Genomic DNA, 17,976 nt, shown 5'->3' on the forward strand with positions numbered 1-17,976 from the left:
TAGAATGATAGTGTCGGTCGAGCACCATTCATCTTTACCTTTCCCGCCTGTGTCAAAAACAATCATGACAATTTTAATAAATATGATTCTTTAAACTTTCTTTAAAGTTCTTGACACAGGGGCACACAAAAAATGAACTTGGGCACAAAGGGGCAGTATTCATGGATAATATAGACAATTTACCAGAAGTAACTGTGGGAATATTTAAGATTACAACTCCAAAGTGTGGATATTTTGTTTTTTGGACGAGTAAAAGTGATAGAGTAAACCTGAATGTTGAACCCTTTCGAGAAAAAGAAGGGGACATCAATTATCCTGCTAAACACCATATCAACGGTGAAGATTTGTTGTATTTTAAAGAATTCAATAAAAATATAGTCTTGTATCATAAGCAATTTAAAGCTCAATCTTGGGAAGATGCGATGAAATATGAGATATATTCTGTTATATCCAATGGTTCATTAAATCGCAAAGCTAAGAAGGAAGACAACACTGAGGTATTTGTTCGATTCATTTGGAATGGAAAAGAACTAAAGAAAACTAGAATAGAATATCAATAAATCATCCCATGTCACAACTGCATGATGGAATTAGAGGTACCTGTGCAACAAACTATTTAGATTATTAGCGACAATTGTATATGATATTTCAGGAATCCAGCAGTCATCGATCTGCTGGATTCTTTTGGCGTTTAAAAATGCATATCACTCAATTGTTATAAATTTCACGGTGCCACCCGGGAAAACAATTCTGACAATTGATAACAATTCATGAAATGGGTCGTTTAGAAACCTTCATGAGTTGCATTGGAATTCAGGCGTTTGTGCCTGCGGGAAATTGAATACTATAGGAGTTGGCAACGACATAAAGAAGAGTGAAGATCTGCATTTAAAGCTTGAAGGTGAGCTGGATTTATCAACTAGGACAGTTAGACAATATTATTCGTAATGCGACAATCGTACTATATAGCTAACTCATAATATGATAAAATAGAAATGAAATAAATTGGTATATATTGGGTGGTTTTAACAATGAAATGTTCACAATGCAGACGGAAAATACAGGGGAACGAGCTGTATTGCCCGAATTGCGGTACAATAATTTTGAATAATTTAAGTAATGAAAGCGGTAAGGCGATTTTAGCGAATTCTGTCGCTGGAAATCCTGAGAAAATTCATCTGGAAACGACCAAGAAAAGCAAGAAGTCCGTTGTATTCTCTATCACACTTCCTGTTTTCACAGCTGTATTCATGGTGGCAACTCTTACTGTTTTTTATTTTCATGAGCAAACCATAAACGCTGAAGTCATAGAGCTTAAACAAAAAGGTGAACAACTAGCTCTTGCCGCGAATTATGAAGCGGCAATCATAAAATTGGACTCGGCAGTCGAGCTGAGACCTGGCTATAAGGCCGTGCAGAAAAGTCTTTCCGCCGTGCGGTTGGCTCATAAGTTTAACAACCAGTTGGCAAGTGCAGGGGAATTGATAAAAAATCAGGATTATGCCGCATCCGAGAAACTTCTGACCGAAGTTCAAGAAGGTCTTTCCAGCCAGTCGGGTGAATTGTATGCCCCGCTCGTTGAAAAAGCAGACAAACAAGCCGTCACCTTGAAAGTAATTTCCATAAAAAAAGAAATAGAGCCGCTCAATAATGTAGCGGAGCTGGGTGGAAAGCTGTCCGTTCTAAATACAATATCTTCTTCGGAGGGAGAAGCGGTTAAAAAACAGGTTATCAATAAGATTGTAGAGGTGACCTTAAAGGATGCCAGTACAAAGTTGGAAGATAACCAGTTCAGTGAAGCGGCAGCCTCAGTAGAAAGTGGTTTGAAGTATGCTACAAACCATGAAAAGCTGACTGCCTACAAGACAAAAATTGAACAGGAACAGTTGGCATTTGAGGAAGCTGAAAGAACTCGCATTGAAAAAGCGCTAGAGGAAGCTGCAAAGGAAGATTTGTTGAACCGTACCGCGGCTGTCGATGTCATCTCTATTGAATGGGAAGTAGACGAGTATGGTGATCTGAATTTGTACGGGGATATCGAGAATGTTTCAACCTCCAATCTATCATCCATCACCATCTATTACTCGATTTATGACAGTTTTGGAAGTTATGTGACTGATAGTTTCACCACTCTGGATACTTATTATCTGAATGTTGGGGAAAAGGGTTCCTTTAGCGATTCGTATTATGGGATTTACGACGAAGGTGCCACTGTAGAAATTGATAATATCACATGGTATTTGGAATAGTCTGGAGGCAATGGAATGTCAATTAGATGGTTGGTCAGCAGTGTGGTGACGCTTGCCTTGTTAAGCGTGAGCACTTTTGGCTATTGGTATATTGATAAAATGGTTCCTCGACAGTTGACGGCAGCATCTGCTTTCAAGTCTGCCAATGGTGTGGCAGAGGGCGATGTAGAATTCGTTTCGACCGATCTGAAGGGAATCATTCAGCGTTCACAAAAACTTGTCGTTAAAATTGAACTGGACGATGGGTCGCTTGGTTCTGGATTCTTATACAACAAGAAAGGCGATGTGATTACAAATGCTCACGTCGTTTCCAACACTAAACAAGTGAAGGTAATAACGGAAGATGAACGCGAATTCGAAGGGACGGTAATCGGAATCAGTGAAGACACGGATGTGGCATTGGTCCGAGTGCCAGGACTTTCTACGACAGCTCCAATGATCATTGATAAGGAAGGTAAAGCGGAAATCGGTGATGAAGTGTTGGCGTTGGGCACACCATTGGGACTCCAGAATACAGTCACGACGGGAATCATCAGTGGAGTTGACCGCGATTTTGATCTCGAACCGTTTCACTACGTAGACGTGTACCAAATCTCCGCACCAATTGCTCCAGGTAATAGTGGCGGACCGTTAATAGATAAGAAGACAGGTAAAGTCATCGGCATAAATTCGGCAGGAATGGATCAAGGTACCATTGGTTTCAGCATTCCGATTGCTTCCGTTTATTCGCTGATTGAAAATTGGTCGTCAACCCCACTCGAAAACTTGCCGGAAATTGCAGCCGAAGAAAACGAATCCGAATCCGAAGAAGAGTCATATTCAGAGGAGGACATAGCATCGGAATTAGTCATTGCTTTTTATGATTGCATAGAATCCGGCGATTTTGTAGAAGCCTATTCCCTATTGGGAAGCAACTGGCAGTCCAAAACTTCCTATGAAGAATTCAGGGATGGCTATTTGTACACGAAAGCTGTTGCCATTGATGAACTGCTCACCGATTCAAATGGGGATGAAGTGAGTGTGATGATTTTCATCACGGCAGAGGAACTCAAGAATGATGGAAGCACATATTCTAAATACAAACTTGAATATGAAGTAGGGGATGAAAACGGACAGATGAAACTACTGTCCGGAAAAGGCGAGAAGATAGAATGATAGTGGTTGTCGGCCCACATTTATAGGAGTAAAGAAGAGCAGCATTCAGATGAATGCTGCTTTTGTTCACCTTTCCATTAGGTACCTGTGCAAGAAACAAATCAGATTATTCGCGTCAATTGCATGAAGAAAGACTGGAAAGTTGAAATCAATGGGTTTTCTGAGATAAAATCCGCATAATTTTTCGTTGCTTTGAATTGTCATAATTTAAGTGGTGCCACCCATGAGAAGTTTTTAGTTTCTAACGGCATATTAATCTCCTTATAAGACACAAAAAAGATCGAAGTGAGTGACGTCACTTCGATCTTTTCGTTTTCTACAGGCGCATCATAGTAGAGCTGATTGCTTTAGGAAGCTTCAATAGCTGAAAAATACACAGGTACCAAAAAGGGAAATGGAGCCACCTAGAAAGAAAGGTACCAAAAGGAGGTAAGACTTTCGCCAAATAAAATTATTCTTATAATACCTTTAAATCGGGTATCAGTGTAAAAAACTATTCGAATTATTCACTATAATTACATGGTTGAAATCCGTAAAGCTTTAGGGGATCGTTTTTATATGATAGGTTCTGCATAAATGATTAAACTTGTAAATTTTCATAATTTAAGTGGTGCCATTCAGAAAAATTAAGTCGATTATTTTTAATAATCAATTTTGAAGTGCAACAATTTTTTGATTTAATTCTATAAAATTATTTAGAAATTGCAACCTTACTTAGCATGGGAGGCAACTTTAACTGAAACTCAAGGTAAAGCAGTAAATACGGAAAAGCTTGAGAACGATTTTTGAATACCGCGAAGCTTGAAAGAGTCAATTTATATTTATAAGCGTCAAATGATCAACGCATTGTTTCAAAAAAAATGCCTTTCCGGCTTTTGTCAGAAAGGCATTTTCTATTTCTTCGGCAATGTCGTGAAGTAAAAAAAGAAGGCATATCTTTTAATTCAATATATAATTTGATTTTTTTAAAGAATGCAAGAGTTCTTGAAATTTTAAAATTCAAATAACTTTATATGAACATTTTTAACTAGTGTTTTTTACATTTATTTGTTTATATAAGGGTTATTAAGACTATTTTTAATCTAATGAATGGTATAAGATGGTTATAATTGAAGGCAGAAGAAAAAGTTTCATACCTAGTAGTAAGAGTCTTTAATCGAATGCATGATGGAGACTAAATGTTTCGTCTATCTTTTAGTGTATACAAAGGATTTTATGGAATGGTGTGTAATATATCTGACGTAGTGACAAAATAAAGAACATATAAATCATATCCTGTTTTAACACAAATAATTTAAAGGATGTTTCTGATGCTTCATTATAATTCCGGTTACGCAAAGGTTAATAACCATTTTGTGATAAAAAATGTTCCTCATAAGGCTTCTAAGACTTCGGATAATCCTATTCTTTCTATAATTCAAAACTTGATTGTTCGAGGAAATCCAACTATTGCAACACCATTTTTACGTCAGAAACTTCATCTAAAACAATCTTATCTCCATGAAATGGCTGATGTTCGGCTTTTACAAACTTTACCAACAGATTGGAGTCGTTCAATTCGGGGAGATGATGTAAATCAGTTTTATCCTGCTTTAACGCTTTACCAAGAATTACGTCAAATATATAATCAAAAAAGCTTTTTAGCAGATTTATTTATTGCAGAATGTCCACTCACTCATATTATTCCTGAAAGTAATTTTGAAAAGCAAGAAGTAGATTTCTATAGTCCGCTGTTAAAACTAGTCATAGAAGTGGATGGAATCAATCATGAAGATAGTCAACAACAAAAGTTAGATCAAGTACGTGACAAGTTTTTAAGTAAATATGGAATCACTGTAATTCGGATTTCAACTGCGCAAATTAAAAATAAAGATTATAGAAATCTTACCATAAAGCTTCGCGAAAACTATTATTTACACGAATCGAAAATAAAATTGTTTGAAAAGTATTTAGAAAATCCATCTTCATATCAATTGCACTATCAGTTAACCGAGATTTACCGCTTTCAAATGTTGATTATAGAATTAGTCAAAGCTGAGCAACTTCTATTTAGCGATAAACAGTGGGATTTTGCAGTAAGTACTCAGCAGCAGGCTCAATCACTTCAACTCGCTTTGGAGGATTTAAATAAATGGTTAGAAGTCATTGGGGAACTGTTTAATGATACCATTTCACTTCCTAAAATATATGTCCATTCTTCGATGAAAAAAGAATACATTTGTATAGACAATTTAGTTGGGAAGTATTGGGATGACACATTGAATGATCCTTCTATCATTTATATAAGGGACGATTATTTTGAAGAAACTAATTACCGTACGATGAATACAGGATATATCGTGAATTATGCAATTAAAGAAGAGCAACATTTGGCGTCACTCCAATATATATTAAATGTGCTTTATGGATTTAGCACATTTAATGCAGGACAAATTGATATTATTGTTAATACATTAAATCGTAATGACACTATAGGACTTTTACCAACTGGGGGTGGTAAATCCTTAACGTATCAAATCTGCACTTTCTTACAGCCAGCTATCAGTTTTGTTGTTGCACCAATAAAATCGTTAATGGTCGATCAAGTAAGAAGTTTAAAGGATAAACACTTTGTGGATTGTATCGATTATATTAACGGAGATTTGCCACCTCAAAGTGCATCAGATAATTTAAATGGTTTTACAGAAGGAAAATTTCTATTTTTAGTTATTTCACCGGAAAGGTTTCAACAACAGGAATTTCGCAATCGAATCGAGATGATTCAAGCAAAAAAGCAATTTGCATATGCAGTGATGGATGAAGCTCATTGTCTATCCGAGTGGGGACATGATTTTCGGACATCTTATTTAGCGTTAGCTAGAACTATAAGAAGATATGCTCCAACTGCAACTTTTTTAGCATTAACCGCTACAGCCTCATCAAAAGTATTACAAGATATTCGTAATGAATTAGATATTTCTAGCCAAAACATTAAAACGATCTCAGACTTTACACGAAAAGAACTACATTTTCATGTTGTTGAGGCTAGCAGGGTTAAGAAACAAGATAAGTTAGCTGAGGTGGTAAAAGAAGATAAAAAACCTTATCCTCTTATTGTTTTTACACCGACTGCAGGCGGGCATAACGGATGTTTTAAGCTAAGTAATCAGCTGAGAAATCAATTGGGCTTAAAAACGGCTTTTTATAGTGGGAGCAAACCAAAGGACTTCCATACGCAAGACTTTGCAAAATATAAAGAGAACGTTCAAAGTGCATTTATGAATAATAAATTAGATGTATTAGTAGCTACAAAGGCATTTGGTATGGGGATTGATAAGTCGGATGTTCGTTCGATTATTCATTACGGTATTCCTGCTTCTCTAGAATCATATTACCAAGAGGCAGGTAGAGCAGGAAGGGATCGTTATGATTCTGATTGTTATATTTTATTTACAAAAGACAAGCTAACCGATTATCAAAGAAATATTTTATTTGGATTAGATACGAAGTTAGATGAAATAGAAAAAACAACAAGAGTTTTACAAGGCGATTTAAATAGCATCATGTTTTTAATGAAAAAAGGATTAAAGGATGTTGATGAAGAAACTTCAATAGTCAGTGATTTTTATTTTGAATATCTGAAAGACAACGGGAAAGTCCATATCCCAAAACAGGGAGATAATGAAAAAATAATTTACAGGCTGGCACTTCTTGGACTTGTAGACGATTGGGTAATTGAATGGAAGTCGAATTCAATTATTGTGCATCTAAATGATTATGATGAGAACAATATTAAGTATAGTGTTTTTAAACATATTCAAAAATATGATTCTACCTTTACTGAATCAGCTATATACAACAATTTGGAGATGCAAGATTATTTAAAGGTTTATGAATCTCATTCTTTTTCACCTTTATATAAGTATGCTTATATTTTACTTAAATGGTATAACGATAATGTTATATACTCCCGTAAACAATCACTAAAAAATATGTTTAATTACGTACTTGAATTTGAAGGTTCAGATGACTTTCAACATAAATTAGAAACTTATTTTAAACGTAATGACGATGTGTATTTATTAGAAAAAACAGTAGCCATTCCTCATAATTTAAATAATTGGTGGAAAATTTATTATGTGGAAACAAACGATAAAACAGTACCCAAAAATGAAAATGAGATAAAAGATTTATCTATTACATTAAGTCGATTTCTAGAAAGTTATAAAAATGATCCAGCATTAAATTTAATAGAAGGAATTACTACTTTAGTAAGCAGCGGCTCTTTAACTAAAGAATCTAAACAGCGTTTAATTCAATCTATTAAACATATCACTAAATTAGAAGATGACCTTCGTAAAGAATTATTGTTATCCATTGTAGATGTAGCAAATGAATTTTTAATACAGGAAGAAAAATTAATATTGAGCAAAATTTTGATAACTAATGGTTTTAATTCGATAGAAGATAAAAAAATTGTCAATAAATCTTTTGAAGATGAATTTTCTTATGGACAACTTGTAAAACATGTAAATTCTAAAATTAAAGAAGTAAGAATAGGTGGTGAATATCCGTGGGACAATTAGAGAAAATTGATAAATTAGAGTCATATATTGATGAATTAGGAAATGAAATTAAACATGTCAAGAAAGCATCAACATATTTAAGGGAGATCGAGGCACAACATTTGTTGGTGGAGAAGCAGTTAGAACGAGTGAAGCTGACAACAGATGCGCTTGAAATCATCCAAACGCATTTTATTGATAAATCGAACGAATTTGAATTGCAATTAAACAAAAATGAAAATAGATTTAAAGAGTTGAGTTCTACAATAGTAAGTTCTTTTTCTGAGACTGAGCAATATTTAAAAGAACAGATAGGGGTCATTAAGCTAGAGACATCTAAAGTTGGAAAGGATGTTTGGGATCTTCATTCACAAACTAATATACTTGAACAACAAGTTGTATCAATGTCTTCGAGTGTATCTACTGTCAACAATTCAGTAATAGAGTTGCAAAGGAACATCAATCAACTTGTGGAAAAAAACTTGGAATTGAAAGAAATGGTTAAACAATCTGATAAAAATCAGACGCTGTCAATAAAACGATTAGAGAAGAGCTCCATTATTATGACAATTATTCTTTTAATAGCAATTATTTTAATAAGAATTGTGTGAATTCAAATAATAATTGTTTTTCGATCCATTCCATCAGGTACCTGTGCAACATCCATTAGGTACCTGTGCAAGAAACAAATCATTAGGTACCTGTGCAAGAAACAAATCATTAGGTACCTGTGCAAGAAACAAATCATTAGGTACCTGTGCAAGAAACAAATCAGATTATTCGCGTCAATTGCATGAAGAAAGGCTGGGAAGTTGAAATCAATGGGTTTTCTGAGGTATAGTCTGCATAATTTTTCGTTGCTGTGAATTGTCATAATTTAAGTGGTGCCACCCATGAGAAGTTTTTAGTTTCTAACGACATATTAATCTCCTTATAAGACACAAAAAAGATCGAAGTGAGTGACGTCACTTCGATCTTTTCGTTTTCTACAGGCGCATCATAGTAGAGCTGATTGCTTTAGGAAGCTCAACTAAACCTTAATCTATGACAGGAATGGTACTTAAAAGGTGAAAATGAACACGTGCCAACTTGGAGACTGGTCAAAAAAGTCTGGAAGTAGGTCAACAAAAGTTGGAAATCGGTCAAAAAAATCTGGAAGTAGGTCAACAAAACTTGGAGACTGGTCAAAAAAGTCTGCTAGTAGGCCAACAAAAGTTGGAAGCTGGTCTTGACAGAGTGGAGATCGGACTGCAAAACTTGCAAGAGTTTATTTGAGTGGGTGGCACTTTCTGACTGAAAATGCACAGGTAACAAAAGAAGAAAAGGTGCCACCCAGAAAGAAAGGTACCAAAAGAAGAAAAGGTGCCACCCAGAAAGAAAGGTACCAAAAGAAGAAAAGGTGCCACCCAGAAAGAAAGGTAGCAAAAGAAGAAAAGGTGCCACCCAGAAAAAAAGGTACCAAAAGGACGAAAGACTCAACCCACTCACCTTATTCTCATACCTTTATCCAATCCCCAACACAAATCTCCCTCTCACGAATCGTCCCCGTCGGTAGTTCCAGTGCAGAATGAGCACCTGAAACAGGGGGAACGATTCTCCATGGTTTTAAGTCAGACACGCCTTTTACCACCTTATTTGATGAATCAAGAAAAACCACATCGATCGGAAATCTCATGAAAAACATATGAACGGAGTTGCAGGGTTTCAGCAGAAGCCCTTCTTCTGTGATGGGTTTTCTGTGGAATAGTAGACCTTTGAACCGACTCCCAAAATTGGTTGCATGCGTAATCTGTATTTGTAAGTCTATTGTTTTGGCCATGAACCTACCAACTCCTAAATAATTTGTTTGTTCACTATATGATTTTGTATGTCGGTTATGTTCTAAAGTGAGGTGCACGTTTATATAGTGTAGAGTGTTACACGAATGATTTTGGTATTAACTGGGAGGTCGCAAAGATGGGTCAATTAAAAAGACTTTTTAAAGAAGAAGAAGGACAAGCTTTGACGGAGTATGGACTGTTAATCGGATTGATTTCAATCGGCGTCGTCGCCGTGTTGGCACTGATCGGGCCGCAACTGGTACGTATTTTTAATACCATCCTAACGAGACTTACAGCTGTTTAACTCATCAGAAATGTAGCCCTTCCTACTGGTTGGGCTACTTTACTGAACAAAAGGAGCTCACCTTATGACAAATGTAGCCATCATCCTTATACTCATCATTTCCGTCATAACCGATGTTCGCCATCGTAAAATATTTAACCTCGTTACGCTTCCAGCCATATTACTTGCGTTCATTTATCATTCCTTTGTTTCTGGGTTAGAAGGCTTTTTATATAGTGGGGAAGGCTTTTTGGTTGGACTTGGATTATTAATCATCCCGTTTCTACTTGGGGGCATAGGGGCCGGGGACGTGAAGTTACTTGCTGCTGTTGGGGCTTGGAAAGGGACTACTTTTATTTTCTATACCGGCATATATGCTGGACTACTCGGTGGACTCATTGCCATCGTTCTGCTGCTGAAGCGAAGAGAACTTGGCTATACCATCAAACAAATGCTATTTTCTGCCGTCGTTTTGAAAAGTACAAACGGTGCCTTACTCATAAAAAATGAAATGCCTAGAGCACTTTCGCTTCCTTATGCAGTTCCGATTGCACTTGGTGTGCTATCAACTTTTTTAATGGAGACGTTTGGATGAAGTCACAAAAAGGCCAGACATTAGTGGAAACGGCATTGATACTTCCTATTCTCTTATTAATTCTATTTGGCATTACTGATTTCGCTCGTGTATTTCATGTGTACTTAACGCTTGACCATGCAGGGAGAGAAGCGGCGCGGCTGGCCACAGTCGGAACGGAAGATTCTCTTATTCATTTAAAAATAACTGATTCTACCAGTAGTTTGGATGAACAGAAACTAGGCGTTTCCATCACACCAAACGGCAAAGCCAACAGAGCAAGTGGAAGCGAAACGACAATTAAATTAACGTATCCAGTCGACTTTTTAACACCGATTATTGGACAACTGATCGGGACTTTTAATTTGGAAGACACAACCGTCATGAGGGTGGAATAGTGAATAGAATCATTCAGTCCAACTCGTCCCTGAAAGATGAAAGTGGAATGGCTTTGCTGATCGTAGCGTTAAGTATGTTCATGTTAATCGGTTTCATTGCCCTCGTAGTCGATATAGGGGGGCTGTATGTTGAAAAAAGCCGCCTGCAAAAAGCCATTGATTCAGCTGTTCTTGGCGGTGCCCAGTTAATCAAAGATTCCGAGTCTGACGCCATACAAGTGGCAATCGATCTCGCATTGAAAAATGGCTTTACCGTAAATGAGGATGAAATCACGACTGGGGATAACTATATTGAAATACAGAAAACAGTCACGAAAGAACTGACATTTGCCAGAGTGTTAGGTATTCAAAATACGGTCGTAAGCGCATTCGCTCGGGCTGAAATCCAAGGGGCATTAGTGAAAGGAAACGGAGTCATCCCTGTGGGTTTGGAAAATACCACGTATCAAAAAGGGGCTCTGTATCCTCTTAATGCTAAGCCTGGACAAGGTACAAAAGGAAACTATAACTATCTTGCCATCGATGGACGAGGCGCAAATGTTCTTGGACAGGCAATAGCGAATGGCACAAAGAAAACGGTTGTAGTTGGGGAAGAAGTTGAGACCGAACCCGGACAAAATTGGGGGAAAGTTGAAGCTGGGTTTTCTTACAGGATAGAAGAAGATCAAAAAAACAACCCGAACTGCTCTACCTACGAAAAAGCAGACGCTAGTTGTAAACGAGTCGTCATTTTGCCGTTGATTGATACGTATGACCACGTGAATGGAAGATCCGACGTGTTGGTGGTGGGCTTCGCTGCCTACTGGATTGAATCAGTAAACAAGCATGAAATAACTGGACGGTTTATTGAAATTATTAAAAGTGGCACGTTTTCCCCGGGGGAAGACTTTGGGATCTATGGAGTGAAGCTCGTAAAATAATCAAGTGAATTCACAGAAGCGGGTGAACGGATGACGACGAAAAAAGTGTGGTTACTAGCGATGGTATTTGGGGTAATTGCTGCAGGATTGATGTATGTAGTGTTTATGGAGAAGTCAGATCCAGTTGCCAAACCGACGACTTCTGTAAATGACAAGGAAAAAGAAACAGAGGAAGTTGAAAAACCGGATGAAGAGAAAAAAGAGGAAGAAGTCATAACCGTTGCAACAGGCAAACGTGCGATGACAGTTGAGGTAACGGATGTTCAAGGTGTCGCAGGATTAATTCGTCCCGGTTCCTCAGTGGATGTGATTGCTGTCATGGAAGCTCCAGAAGAAAATGTACAGGAATCCCAACACGATTCTGCGACGATGCTGTTGCAAAATGTAAACGTTTTAGCGGTTGGACATGCAGCAGACGACGAAGAGACGATGAAACGTTATCAGATGGTTACGCTAGAAGTCACACCTAAAGAAGGTCTGTTCCTGGGCTTTTCTTCGAAATATGAACTGTATCTCATGCTTAGACCGGATGGGGACGATCAGCTACAACCTGAACATACACATGTTCACGAAAATGAATTACACAAAGGGGTGTTTAAGTAATGGTTAACATACTATCAATCCCTGAAAGCACAGAATGGATTGCCTTAATCAAGAAAATCGAGGACACTGAACTCCATATTTATTGGGTTGCAAACGAGATCAGGTTAATGGAGCAGCTACAATCCGTGCAGCCATGTATTGTGTTACTGCCATACTCCAATACGTATGATGTGTACCATATCAGTTCCATCATTACACAGAAGTATCCATTAACATCGATTCTGCTCGCATTTCCAACTGAAGAAGATTTGGATATGAAACGTGCTTTACGCGCTGGTGCAGATGATGTTCTTTTTATTTCTTCACACCTTTCAAAAATAAAAGAAGATCTCTATCTTGCGATTGAAAAAAGTGACGGTAAGTGGATACAGCAGCATCCAGTAAATCCACTAAAAAATGGCAAGGTCTTTACTGTGTGTAGTACCAAGGGCGGCATTGGAAAAACAACAGTCGCTGTCAATCTGGCAGTAGCCTTTTCAAAGAAAATGATGAAAGTGGCCGTTGTTGATTTAGACCTTCAATTTGGTGATGTGGCCATGTTTTTAGATGTAAAGCCGAAGCAATCCATCTATGAATGGGTGAAAGAAGATCAAGAAGGTGAGAACATAGAGCGGTATATGACCCCTTACCAAGATGGCTTTTCGATTTTAGCTGCTCCACCACGACCGGAGTTTGCGGAAGTGATAACAGGCAAGGATGTGAAAAAGGCGATCGGTCAGTTGAAACAGGAATATGACGTGGTAATCATTGATGCATCCAGTCATATGAATGAAAACGTTCTGGTCGCGCTCGAGCATGCGGATGAAATATTAGCGATGACGTACCTCGACTTGCCCACATTAAAAAACAGCAAGCTCTTAATTGATACATTGGTGTCCTTGGAGCTAGGGGAACGCGTGAAAGTCGTATTAAATCGACAGTCAAAAGAAAAAGGGATTAAAACAGATATGGTTGAAAAGGTGTTGGGGAGAAAAATTCATACTGCCATTCCAGTAATGGATAAAGCAATGCTTACAGCGGTAAATGAAGGAAAGCCTTTATGCTATTCTACTCCAAAGTCTCCAGTGGCCAAACAGATTTTTCGACTCGCAGAGTCTTTATATAATCCGAGTAGCGAGACGCTGATCAATGAGAAAAAGAGCCGATTGAAAGAACGGGTAGGGGGACGTAGGTAATGTCCTTATTAACACGTTTAAGTGGGCAACAGACGCTACCGGAAATCAAAGAAGAAAAGATCATTAAACCGACTAGCGCGGGGAGTCAGTCAACCGAATTGCAGATAAGGCTCCATAATCTTCTCGTAGCAGAGTTAAAAAAACCTGTCCATCAAAAGAAGGACATTGAACCACTGATCGAAACGTACACGGATGATTTTTTACGCGAGGAAGGAAGTCATCTGTCATTCGAGGAAAAGAAGAAATTGAAACATGATGTGATACATGAACTGACGGGATATGGTCCGATTTCACCGCTTCTTGCGGATTCTTCCGTTACAGAAATCATGGTCAATGGTCCAGATGCTGTTTATATAGAAGTGAACGGAAAAATAGAAAAAACGTCCATTCGGTTTCGCGACCATTTGCACGTGCTGCGCGTCATTGAAAAAATTGTGGCACCACTCGGACGAAGAATTGATGAAAGTGTGCCATTGGTAGATGCCCGTTTACCAGATGGTTCTCGCGTCAACGCCATTATCCCGCCACTCGCACTCAATGGACCTACGATGACCATTCGGAAATTTTCTACAGTCCCTTTTTCAATCAAAGATTTGTTGCGAATGGGTTCATTAAATGACCATATGGCCAGTTTCTTAAAAGCAGCAGTAGAATCAAAGCTTAATATTTTCATTAGCGGGGGAACCGGTTCCGGTAAGACGAGTACACTGAACGTGATTTCCTCATTTATTCCGAAAAGTGAGCGTGTCTTGACGATTGAGGACGCGGCAGAATTAAAACTTTTTCAAGAACATGTTGTTGCGCTAGAAGCACGGCCACCAAACATTGAAGGACAAGGGGAAATTACGATTCGCGATCTTGTGCGAAATGCCCTCCGTATGCGTCCTGATCGAATCATCATCGGAGAGGTCCGAGGTGCTGAGACACTCGATATGTTGCAGGCCATGAACACAGGTCATGAAGGAAGTCTCGGAACAGGACATGCGAACTCCCCAAGGGATCTACTCGCAAGGCTTGAGACCATGGTCTTAATGGCAGGATTTGACCTGCCTGTAAAAGCCATCCGCCAACAAATTGCAGCGGCGCTGGATCTGATTGTCCAACAAGCACGAATGAAGGATGGCTCAAGGAAGATTACACGAATTACTGAAGTGTTAGGTTTAGAAGGGGATACCATCGTCCTTCAAGATATTTTCATCTACAACGAACGGAGAATTTTATCGTCTGGAAAGCTAGAACCGAGCTTCAGTACCACGGGCATTCTTCCAAATTGCATCGATAAACTAACGCATGCAGACCCTAACATAAAAGCAATGTTTAAGGAGGAGTGGAGATGACACCACTCCTCCTAATTATCACCTTTCTTCTGACGACTGCTCTTTTCAAAATTGTGTTTACCAACATCGCGAATAAAGGGAAATATGAAAAACGGTTAAAAAAGTATGTTGTCTACGAGGAGAAAGTCCAAGAGAAGAATGAACTACCTGCCAGAAACTCACGACTAAAGAAAGTGAGTAACGGGATTGAAAAGCTGATCAATCTGACAAAACACCAGCAGTTACTTATACAGTCAGGTGTAAAACTCTCACTGGGCGAGTTGTTTCTTAGCAGAGTCATTTTCACAGTGATCTGTATGTCAGTCGGTCAAGTCTACAACATGCATTTGATACTGATTGTTTTGTTAGGCGTGATTGGTTTTCATGTACCAATCCTTTATGTGAAGAAAAAACGCACCAAGCGTTTACAGCTGGCTTCAACCCAACTCGGAGAAGCACTCGGTACGATGGCCAATGCCCTTAGAGCCGGTTTCAGTTTTATGCAAGCAATGGATTTAGTAGCGAACGAAATTGGCGAACCACTTGGACCTGAATTCCTGAAAGCCTTGCAAGAAATCAATTTCGGCATCCCGGTGGATGTGGCCTTTCAACATATGCTTGAACGATTACCAGATAAAGAGCTTGAAATAGTGTTAAATACCCTTATCATTCAACGGTCCACTGGTGGGAATTTAGCCTATTTATTCGAAACCATGCAGGAGACCATTTTTGATAGATCCCGAATTCGCGATGAAGTAAAGACCTTGACTGCCCAAGGGAAGTTGTCTGCCATTATTATTACGATTCTTCCAATCGCACTTGCCATCTACATTAAACTCGCAAACCCAAAGTACTTCCAACTCCTATTTTCGCATCCTTTAGGTTGGGCAATGGTGATCTTCGGATCAATCAGTATGGTGGTTGGATGGTTGATTATTAATAAAATTGTTCATTTTGAGGTGTAGGCTGTGATTGTCTTATTTACTTTTCTATTTACTTGCCTATCTTTCTTTTTCTTCATTGGAGCCCTATTAACACATATCTATAAAAAACAAATTGCTATCAGGAAAAGAATTGACAGCTACTTTACGATTGACGAAGTGATACCTGATAAAAGTCGTCGAAATACAAAGCATCTTCTATTTATGAAGTTGATAAATGATCGAGTCAAGCGCGTGATTGACCAGGTAACAAAAGCTTCCAAGAAGAAGGATTTGGACCAACGATTGAGAGAGGCCGGTTATCCTTTCAATTTATCGCCAACGGATTTCAAATTTCTCCAGCTGCTAATTTGGGTTGTATTGTTCATGATGGTCTTTTTATTACTGATCAGAATGGATGCGAACATCCTCTCTAGTATGGTAGTTGCGGGAATACTGGCTGCGCCAGGCATGTACTACCCGTCCTTTTACTTAAGTGTCTTAATTAAAAAGCGCAGAAGCGAAATACAAAGATCGATGCCGGATTTTTTTGATATGGTCAACTTGTCCATTGAAGCGGGGATGGGGCTAGATGCTTCCATCCTAAAAGTTTGTCAGCATACAAAAGGACCGCTATCAGAAGAGTTTTTACTGACACTCGAAGACATGAAACTCGGTAAATCCAGAAGAGAAGCTTATGCAGATTTACGAAGTCGCGTTCCAGTCCCACCTTTTCAAACCATTATTACCTCGTTAATTCAGGCAGATATGCTTGGTGTGGGAATGGCAAAAGTCATCCGTTCTTTGACCGTGAAAATCAGAGAACAACGAACCCAAATGGCGAGAGAGCAAGCGATGAAGGCTCCGGTTAAAATGATTTTTCCGATGCTGCTCTTTATCTTTCCAGCGATTTTTATAGTGATGTTGGGTCCGATGATTGTTTATTTGATTGTTTCGGTTTTGTAGGGTGGTGGTGTTGTTGTTGGGGGGTACCTGTTTTTTTTTTTGGGGGTACCTGTGCACCGAATAATTCAGAATATACACGACAATTGTATGCGGAAAAACCGGAAGGTTTAAATCAGTGGATTTCCCAAGATGGAGTCTGTATAATTTTTCATTGTTGTAAATTGTCATAATTTAAGTGGTGCCACCCACGAGTATATAAATAGAAAATGTATAATGCCATATAAGAAAACGAAAAGATCGAAGTGAAACCCCACTTCGATCTTTTCGTTTTCTTCAGGCTGTATGGTATAGCTGGCACTTTAATTAGGTGCGCAGATTTAGCCCACAACCTTCGAAAGTAGCTGGCTTCCGCCAGCTACTTTCAAGAAAATAAGTGAAAACATAAAAAGAGCTTAGATCGGCTGCAAGTGCAACAAACAATTGTTGAATTACAAAGTTTTAGAAGGAATTAAATGGGCATTTGTCGAAAAATGGTAGTAGGGAAGAGAAAGTTAGGAAGAAGGGAATAAAATGGCCAATCAACAGATGAGACTTTTAGAGGCGAAACAAGTACTCGAAAAAATGGCAAATGGGGTCCATCCCTTAACGGATCAACCGTTAGATGAGCATCATTTCTTGCAAGACCCACGCGTCATCCGACCATTGTTTCTACTACTGAATCACCTGAATGAGCCAAACTCAAACCATAAGAAATCACCAAAAAAGTATATCATCACACAAAAACAGTTGGATGCAGTGGAGTTCCCAAACCATCGGATTGGAATCAATGACTTCTGCAGTCGAGTCAACGAACAACTCGACCTCACCGTTTCCAAAAAGCTCAGCGGCAAAATCTTAAACGACAAACTCAAGAAACTTGGCATCTTGTCAGAAGAAACTACTGATGAAGGAAAGAAACGCTCGGTCACCAATGACACGTCCGCTAGCTACGGCATATCTACTATTGAACGCTCCTATAATGGAAGCCCGTATCAACAAATCGTCTTTGATGATATGGGAAGAGAATTCTTACTACGGAATCTACATAATTTGCTGGAAGGTTAAATCAGGTAC

General features: G+C 38.5%; 17 protein-coding genes. 16 read left to right on the forward strand and 1 reads right to left on the reverse strand.

Annotation, left to right across the window (positions count from 1 at the left end; all coding sequences use genetic code 11):
* The first annotated feature begins 161 nt into the window (after positions 1 to 161).
* From ACQKEV_RS03905 to ACQKEV_RS03930, 6 genes are all read left to right on the forward strand, one after another.
* Positions 162 to 560, forward strand: coding sequence for a hypothetical protein (locus ACQKEV_RS03905; protein WP_427443549.1), 399 nt, complete (start codon positions 162 to 164; stop codon positions 558 to 560).
* Positions 561 to 1,031: 471 nt separating this feature from the next.
* Complete coding sequence (locus ACQKEV_RS03910; RefSeq protein WP_427457721.1) at positions 1,032 to 2,249, forward strand: zinc ribbon domain-containing protein; 1,218 nt, start codon at positions 1,032 to 1,034, stop codon at positions 2,247 to 2,249.
* Between the two features lie 15 nt (positions 2,250 to 2,264).
* Positions 2,265 to 3,404: a S1C family serine protease gene (locus ACQKEV_RS03915; RefSeq protein WP_427443553.1), complete on the forward strand. Its 1,140-nt coding sequence runs from the start codon at positions 2,265 to 2,267 to the stop codon at positions 3,402 to 3,404.
* Positions 3,405 to 4,714: 1,310 nt separating this feature from the next.
* The gene (locus ACQKEV_RS03920; protein WP_427443555.1) at positions 4,715 to 7,969 is read left to right on the forward strand and encodes a RecQ family ATP-dependent DNA helicase; all 3,255 of its coding nucleotides are present in this window, start codon (positions 4,715 to 4,717) and stop codon (positions 7,967 to 7,969) included.
* Positions 7,957 to 8,559, forward strand: coding sequence for a hypothetical protein (locus ACQKEV_RS03925; protein WP_427443557.1), 603 nt, complete (start codon positions 7,957 to 7,959; stop codon positions 8,557 to 8,559). The genes ACQKEV_RS03920 and ACQKEV_RS03925 overlap by 13 nt, the downstream gene beginning before the upstream one ends.
* Positions 8,560 to 9,037: 478 nt before the next feature.
* Positions 9,038 to 9,223: a hypothetical protein gene (locus ACQKEV_RS03930; RefSeq protein WP_427443559.1), complete on the forward strand. Its 186-nt coding sequence runs from the start codon at positions 9,038 to 9,040 to the stop codon at positions 9,221 to 9,223.
* Between the two features lie 220 nt (positions 9,224 to 9,443).
* On the opposite strand, the gene ACQKEV_RS03935 is transcribed toward ACQKEV_RS03930, so the two are convergent.
* Complete coding sequence (locus ACQKEV_RS03935) at positions 9,444 to 9,767, reverse strand: DUF192 domain-containing protein (RefSeq protein WP_427443561.1); 324 nt, start codon at positions 9,765 to 9,767, stop codon at positions 9,444 to 9,446.
* Between the two features lie 137 nt (positions 9,768 to 9,904).
* Between ACQKEV_RS03935 and ACQKEV_RS03940 the strand changes: the two genes are divergently transcribed.
* From ACQKEV_RS03940 to ACQKEV_RS03985, 10 genes are all read left to right on the forward strand, one after another.
* Positions 9,905 to 10,072 (forward strand): Flp family type IVb pilin, encoded by a 168-nt coding sequence (locus tag ACQKEV_RS03940; RefSeq protein ID WP_427443563.1) that lies wholly within the window; start codon positions 9,905 to 9,907, stop codon positions 10,070 to 10,072.
* A gap of 64 nt (positions 10,073 to 10,136) precedes the next feature.
* Positions 10,137 to 10,646: an A24 family peptidase gene (locus ACQKEV_RS03945; RefSeq protein ID WP_427443564.1), complete on the forward strand. Its 510-nt coding sequence runs from the start codon at positions 10,137 to 10,139 to the stop codon at positions 10,644 to 10,646.
* Positions 10,643 to 11,023, forward strand: coding sequence for a TadE family protein (locus ACQKEV_RS03950; protein ID WP_427443566.1), 381 nt, complete (start codon positions 10,643 to 10,645; stop codon positions 11,021 to 11,023). Before ACQKEV_RS03945 ends, ACQKEV_RS03950 begins: the two co-directional genes overlap by 4 nt.
* Entirely contained in the window at positions 11,023 to 11,943 is a 921-nt protein-coding gene (locus ACQKEV_RS03955; RefSeq protein ID WP_427443568.1) for a pilus assembly protein TadG-related protein, read from the forward strand. Before ACQKEV_RS03950 ends, ACQKEV_RS03955 begins: the two co-directional genes overlap by 1 nt.
* A gap of 30 nt (positions 11,944 to 11,973) precedes the next feature.
* Positions 11,974 to 12,546, forward strand: a complete 573-nt coding sequence (cpaB, locus tag ACQKEV_RS03960) for a Flp pilus assembly protein CpaB (protein ID WP_427443570.1) — start codon at positions 11,974 to 11,976, stop codon at positions 12,544 to 12,546.
* Positions 12,546 to 13,721 carry an AAA family ATPase gene (locus ACQKEV_RS03965; RefSeq protein ID WP_427443572.1) on the forward strand — a complete coding sequence of 392 codons (1,176 nt, stop codon included), beginning with the start codon at positions 12,546 to 12,548 and terminating at the stop codon, positions 13,719 to 13,721. Before cpaB ends, ACQKEV_RS03965 begins: the two co-directional genes overlap by 1 nt.
* Entirely contained in the window at positions 13,721 to 15,058 is a 1,338-nt protein-coding gene (locus tag ACQKEV_RS03970) for a CpaF family protein (RefSeq protein WP_427443574.1), read from the forward strand. The genes ACQKEV_RS03965 and ACQKEV_RS03970 overlap by 1 nt, the downstream gene beginning before the upstream one ends.
* Positions 15,055 to 16,002, forward strand: a complete 948-nt coding sequence (locus ACQKEV_RS03975) for a type II secretion system F family protein (protein ID WP_427443576.1) — start codon at positions 15,055 to 15,057, stop codon at positions 16,000 to 16,002. Before ACQKEV_RS03970 ends, ACQKEV_RS03975 begins: the two co-directional genes overlap by 4 nt.
* A gap of 3 nt (positions 16,003 to 16,005) precedes the next feature.
* Positions 16,006 to 16,923: a type II secretion system F family protein gene (locus ACQKEV_RS03980; RefSeq protein WP_427457724.1), complete on the forward strand. Its 918-nt coding sequence runs from the start codon at positions 16,006 to 16,008 to the stop codon at positions 16,921 to 16,923.
* 510 nt (positions 16,924 to 17,433) lie between these two features.
* Entirely contained in the window at positions 17,434 to 17,967 is a 534-nt protein-coding gene (locus ACQKEV_RS03985; protein ID WP_427443580.1) for a hypothetical protein, read from the forward strand.
* The last annotated feature ends 9 nt before the right edge of the window (positions 17,968 to 17,976 follow it).

Origin of the sequence: Paenisporosarcina sp. NPDC076907, from assembly GCF_050269735.1 — a bacterium.
Classification (GTDB): Bacteria; Bacillota; Bacilli; order Bacillales_A; family Planococcaceae; genus Paenisporosarcina.

What these genes read in the sequence shown, in the direction of transcription:
- ACQKEV_RS03935 (WP_427443561.1), bottom strand. Translation starts at nt 9,767, where the DNA reads ATGGCCAAAACAATAGACTTACAAATACAGATTACGCATGCAACCAAT.
- ACQKEV_RS03975 (WP_427443576.1), top strand. Translation starts at nt 15,055, where the DNA reads ATGACACCACTCCTCCTAATTATCACCTTTCTTCTGACGACTGCTCTT.
- ACQKEV_RS03920 (WP_427443555.1), top strand. Translation starts at nt 4,715, where the DNA reads ATGCTTCATTATAATTCCGGTTACGCAAAGGTTAATAACCATTTTGTG.
- ACQKEV_RS03910 (WP_427457721.1), top strand. Translation starts at nt 1,032, where the DNA reads ATGAAATGTTCACAATGCAGACGGAAAATACAGGGGAACGAGCTGTAT.
- ACQKEV_RS03950 (WP_427443566.1), top strand. Translation starts at nt 10,643, where the DNA reads ATGAAGTCACAAAAAGGCCAGACATTAGTGGAAACGGCATTGATACTT.
- cpaB (WP_427443570.1), top strand. Translation starts at nt 11,974, where the DNA reads ATGACGACGAAAAAAGTGTGGTTACTAGCGATGGTATTTGGGGTAATT.
- ACQKEV_RS03945 (WP_427443564.1), top strand. Translation starts at nt 10,137, where the DNA reads ATGACAAATGTAGCCATCATCCTTATACTCATCATTTCCGTCATAACC.
- ACQKEV_RS03905 (WP_427443549.1), top strand. Translation starts at nt 162, where the DNA reads ATGGATAATATAGACAATTTACCAGAAGTAACTGTGGGAATATTTAAG.
- ACQKEV_RS03915 (WP_427443553.1), top strand. Translation starts at nt 2,265, where the DNA reads ATGTCAATTAGATGGTTGGTCAGCAGTGTGGTGACGCTTGCCTTGTTA.
- ACQKEV_RS03985 (WP_427443580.1), top strand. Translation starts at nt 17,434, where the DNA reads ATGGCCAATCAACAGATGAGACTTTTAGAGGCGAAACAAGTACTCGAA.
- ACQKEV_RS03940 (WP_427443563.1), top strand. Translation starts at nt 9,905, where the DNA reads ATGGGTCAATTAAAAAGACTTTTTAAAGAAGAAGAAGGACAAGCTTTG.
- ACQKEV_RS03970 (WP_427443574.1), top strand. Translation starts at nt 13,721, where the DNA reads ATGTCCTTATTAACACGTTTAAGTGGGCAACAGACGCTACCGGAAATC.
- ACQKEV_RS03965 (WP_427443572.1), top strand. Translation starts at nt 12,546, where the DNA reads ATGGTTAACATACTATCAATCCCTGAAAGCACAGAATGGATTGCCTTA.